Consider the following 4,057-nt stretch of genomic DNA (forward strand, 5'->3'; position numbering starts at 1 on the left):
CATCGAATAAGTTGCCTGAATTTTGCTTCTCTGATTCGAGAACGAAAATAGTATCTGTTTTTGGCATTCATCTCAGAAAGTTAGCACACTTTAGTAAGTGCTTAACTTCCTAAGACCCTAAACAATTGTTTGTATATTGTATGTAATGATTTCGTATCTGGCGGCTGATGCGCCGCTTACCGGTGATATTCGCCGGAGCGTTCGGGCTGATATGTGACTTCTTTGATCCGTACTCGCAACATGCCGCCGCCCGGTTTTGGCCATTCAATTTCGTCCCCTTGGGAAAGCCCGAGCAGCGCGCTGCCAACCGGTGCAAGAATCGAAATCTTTTCACCGGAAGTATCCACATTCCAGGGATATACGAGCGTAAGGCAGAATTCCTCATGTGAGGAATCGACTTCAAATCTCACCGTGGAATTCATCGTTACTACCGTCGTGGGAACATCCTCCGGTTCTACAATTTCTGCCCGGGCCAGTTCGACCTCAAGATCGTCCTTGCCGGGAAAGGACATGTCAGATAGCGATTTAATAAGCTGCTCAAGCCGCTCGGTGTCGAGCGATGAGATGATTACTCTGGGTTTGTTATATGGTTTTGTCATTTAAAGCCTCTGCTGATAATTAAATTATGGCCTAACTGGAGTTAGGGAAGCGCTGATTAATTGGACGATACGAGCGAACCCCTTCGTTACGCGGTCACCACTCCCTCGCCTATCTTGTTGATAAGTCCCGATTGCTACGTTTCGTGCGTCTCGTGCTTCATCTCGCCCGCTGAATTAATCAGTGTTTCCTTAGCAACGCGACGGCAAGTGCATTACAATAAACCAGAATTTGATGAGCTAAAACATCTTTTGATTTAGGCATCCATCTGTCTAGTTTGCTTTGACGACGTACAGTTTCATCATGATTCTATGGAAATTCATGAGAATGTGATCTATCGGGATTCTATATTGATAGCCGTATGTAAAAGAGAGTGCGCTGTTTCACTCGCCGACCAATAATCATGGAGTCCGGCGATCAACTCGAAGAAAAATATGACGCACAGACGGGGATAAAATTGGAAACTGGGGATATTAAAGACCAACCACCGAATGATATCGGTGGTTGTTCGTTACTTTATTAAAGATCTTAATTGCCCGAATACTCTGGGTATCCCGAGATCTTCGAAGTAAAGTCACGATCCTGGTTTGATTTTGTCATCTTTGTTTGATGATTATTTTGTTCCATCGCCATTTTTCTATGGAGATCAGCAGATGCGAGACTTTCCTGTATTATTTTCTCATATGCTTGAACATTTGCTTTAGCATGCGATTGAGCATCTAAACCTTGTCTGCCAAAATAATAAGGACGTTCTTCATATTCCTGAAGTATTTTTTTGTTCGCTTGTAGCCTTACTTGTGCGTCTTTGGCGACACCTTCGTAATGCTTAACTAAAGCGTCATGATTGTTACTCGGAATTCCGGTGGATTTAACCGCTGATGGACTCATTTGTGCACAAGCAGTTAACACAGTGATTACTAATAGTAGGGAAGATAATTTGAGTACTTTATTAATGGGTACTCTCCAGTCATAAATAAATGTAGTCATTTTTATTCCTCCAAGATGCGTTCAGTATAGGTTGGGAAAGCTTTCGTGTAGGTGCAGAAATTCATTTTGATCAAATTCTTTCTACAAGTTAACTCCGATCGCATTTCGAACAAGAAAGACTTCGCTATTACATTCATATCAATTTTTCCTTATCTAAAATTAAGCATGTATAAAAATAAACATTGCTATTTGTCAATAAAACTCATCGCTTACACTTGAATGAGATAATTGACCCCTCTTCACTTAAGGTTAAGAAAAATAAGAACTTTCTCAACCCGATTAAACTTTACCACAAACAAAAATTAATTCCAACAGAATATCCGACTTTTTTACTCGGGAATAGTTCATTGATAAAATTTTATACAAATTACAAAGCAATCAACCCCCGCTGAGTTTCGCTAACAAGTGAATGAAAGGCAGGCAGAAGAATGATCGTGCATCTTTAATATTAGTAAGGGTAACAAGTTGTGCGATGGTCGAATCTTCCTGATGGAAAAACTCGATATCCTGATTCTTGATGTCTTGGTAGACGAAGTATTTATTCCGAGCTAGTCAAAACAATGCTGTCTAACATGAAAAGCAGATCAAAGTAGCACAGGAAAGTCGGGGCGAAGGATTGAAAAAGACTGACCAAAGAACTGGATGAAATGAAGATAGCTACAGATCGGCTTTATGAAGGGGCCGAGAACGGATTTCTGCCATTGGATTCATCATTGTAAGAGCGCTCTCACAAACTGAATGCAAGAGAGCGGGAATTGTTGATGAAGATTGTGGGATACCGCCGCCAACAGTACTTGCCGGAAATCGAACAAAATTGGCTTAAAGCGTTTACTGAAGAACTGAGAACGAAATTACTGGACAGAAAAAGCAGATTCGACAAGGAATAACTGAAGCTGTTGGTCAGTGAAATCTGTTTCAATACCAATGTGCTGACTACTTGAAACTGATTTCGGTCTAGAATCTAAAAGTACGATGATCAGTTCGCATCACCGTAACTCCAAGAAATATATGGCTCCCCGACCAGGGCTCGAACCTGGGACCTGCGGATTAACAGGTGTTTTAACTAGCTGTTTATATTAATATTAACTCCGCCAGCGCTCGCCAATACACGCCAATAATCGTCAGATTTGTCACGTTTTATATTTGAGATTAGATGGAAAATCTTGCAACTGATTTGAGTTAACCCGCCTTAACAGTCTGGCATAGCCAGTCTGTCGCCTAATGCTACACAATAGCGAAGCTGTTGTGTCTGTGGGAGTAGTACAGGATCATAAGATCCTGCCGTAGCGAACATGTAGAATCATTTTTTTATATGAATGTTTCTTTTGGAAAAATTCATAGATTTTGATTTACATTGCCTTACTGATTACGAAACGTGATTTAAAATTTAAAATATTTTTAAATCAATGGCTTGCAATGCTTGCCAAGCATAAAATCAGTAACGCTCAGCCTCAATCAGTGGGGTTTGTAGTATAGTTTGGCACAAATTTGACACAACAAAATTCACATAAAATAAGTTAACAGATAGTTGTTGTTGTCTTTAGATTAATTGTGTTCGCAGGAGATGTTCACATAAATTTTCTTAGCAACCTTTTTTTTGTTTTTGATTTGCAATCCTCAAGCTACTCTTTACTTGTATGCTATAGGGATGATTTGGTCCTAAGCTTTTTGATAAAAACACGAGTGATTGTTCATAATAGCTGATTGCTTTTCGGTATTCGCCTAGCGAATTCCAAGCCGATCCCAGATTATTGCGATCTCTCGCCACGCTGGGATGATCTTCGCCAAACATTTTCAAATCACTCGCTAGTGCCTGTTCAAAATAGCTGATTGCTTTTCGGTATTCGCCGAGTGAATACCAAGCCGACCCCAGATTATTGCGACCTGTTGCCACCGTGGGATGGTCTTCGCCAAATGTTTTCAAATTACTTGCTAGCGCCTGTTCATGATAGCTGATTGCTTTTCGGTATTCGCCTAGCGAATTCCAAGCCGATCCCAAATTATTGAGATCTCTCGTCACGCTGGGATGGTCTTCGCCATAAGCTTTCAAATCACTCGCTAGTGCCTGTTCATGATAGCCGACTGCTTTTCGGTATTCGCCGAGTGAATACCAAGCCGATCCCAGATTATTGCGATCTGTTGCCACCTTGGGATGATCTTCGCCATAGTTTCTCAAATTACTTGCTAGCGCCTGTTCATGATAGCTGACTGCTTTTCGGTGTTTGCCGAGTGAATTCCAAGCCAATCCCAGATTATTGCGATCTGTTGCCACGTTGGGATGGTCTTCGCCATAGATCTTTAAATCACTCGCTAGTGCCTGTTCAAAATAGCTGATTGCTTTTCGGTATTCGCCTAGGGAACCGCTGAACAAATCCCGAGGTTTGTTGAGATAATAGATTTATTAACGACCTTCTAAATACGCCATGCCACACCAAACGAGTTTTGCCGATCTTGATTACAGTCACAAGAAACG

At 41.2% G+C, this 4,057-nt stretch carries 4 protein-coding genes and 1 pseudogene; 1 reads left to right on the plus strand and 4 read right to left on the minus strand.

Annotated elements, in window-relative coordinates:
- From DU481_RS15440 to DU481_RS15450, 3 genes and pseudogenes are all read right to left on the minus strand, one after another.
- Positions 1-71: pseudogene (locus tag DU481_RS15440) on the minus strand (IS1595 family transposase); the annotation flags it as partial.
- A gap of 105 nt (positions 72-176) precedes the next feature.
- The gene (rnk, locus tag DU481_RS15445) at positions 177-599 is read right to left on the minus strand and encodes a nucleoside diphosphate kinase regulator (protein ID WP_350135969.1); all 423 of its coding nucleotides are present in this window, start codon (positions 597-599) and stop codon (positions 177-179) included.
- A gap of 526 nt (positions 600-1,125) precedes the next feature.
- Complete coding sequence (locus DU481_RS15450) at positions 1,126-1,584, minus strand: hypothetical protein (protein WP_350135971.1); 459 nt, start codon at positions 1,582-1,584, stop codon at positions 1,126-1,128.
- 761 nt (positions 1,585-2,345) lie between these two features.
- Between DU481_RS15450 and DU481_RS15455 the strand changes: the two genes are divergently transcribed.
- Positions 2,346-2,471 (plus strand): hypothetical protein, encoded by a 126-nt coding sequence (locus tag DU481_RS15455; RefSeq protein ID WP_350135973.1) that lies wholly within the window; start codon positions 2,346-2,348, stop codon positions 2,469-2,471.
- A 695-nt stretch (positions 2,472-3,166) separates the two neighbouring features.
- On the opposite strand, the gene DU481_RS15460 is transcribed toward DU481_RS15455, so the two are convergent.
- A complete protein-coding gene (locus tag DU481_RS15460; protein WP_350135975.1) occupies positions 3,167-3,955 on the minus strand; it encodes a tetratricopeptide repeat protein in 789 nt (262 codons plus the stop codon).
- Positions 3,956-4,057: the final 102 nt, after the last annotated feature.

It is taken from the genome of Nitrosomonas sp., from assembly GCF_040240425.1.
Lineage (GTDB): Bacteria > Pseudomonadota > Gammaproteobacteria > Burkholderiales > Nitrosomonadaceae > Nitrosomonas.

Excerpts from the sequence above, each read along its gene's own strand:
- rnk (WP_350135969.1), bottom strand. The coding sequence starts at position 599 with ATGACAAAACCATATAACAAACCCAGAGTAATCATCTCATCGCTCGAC.
- DU481_RS15455 (WP_350135973.1), top strand. The coding sequence starts at position 2,346 with ATGAAGATTGTGGGATACCGCCGCCAACAGTACTTGCCGGAAATCGAA.
- DU481_RS15450 (WP_350135971.1), bottom strand. The coding sequence starts at position 1,584 with ATGACTACATTTATTTATGACTGGAGAGTACCCATTAATAAAGTACTC.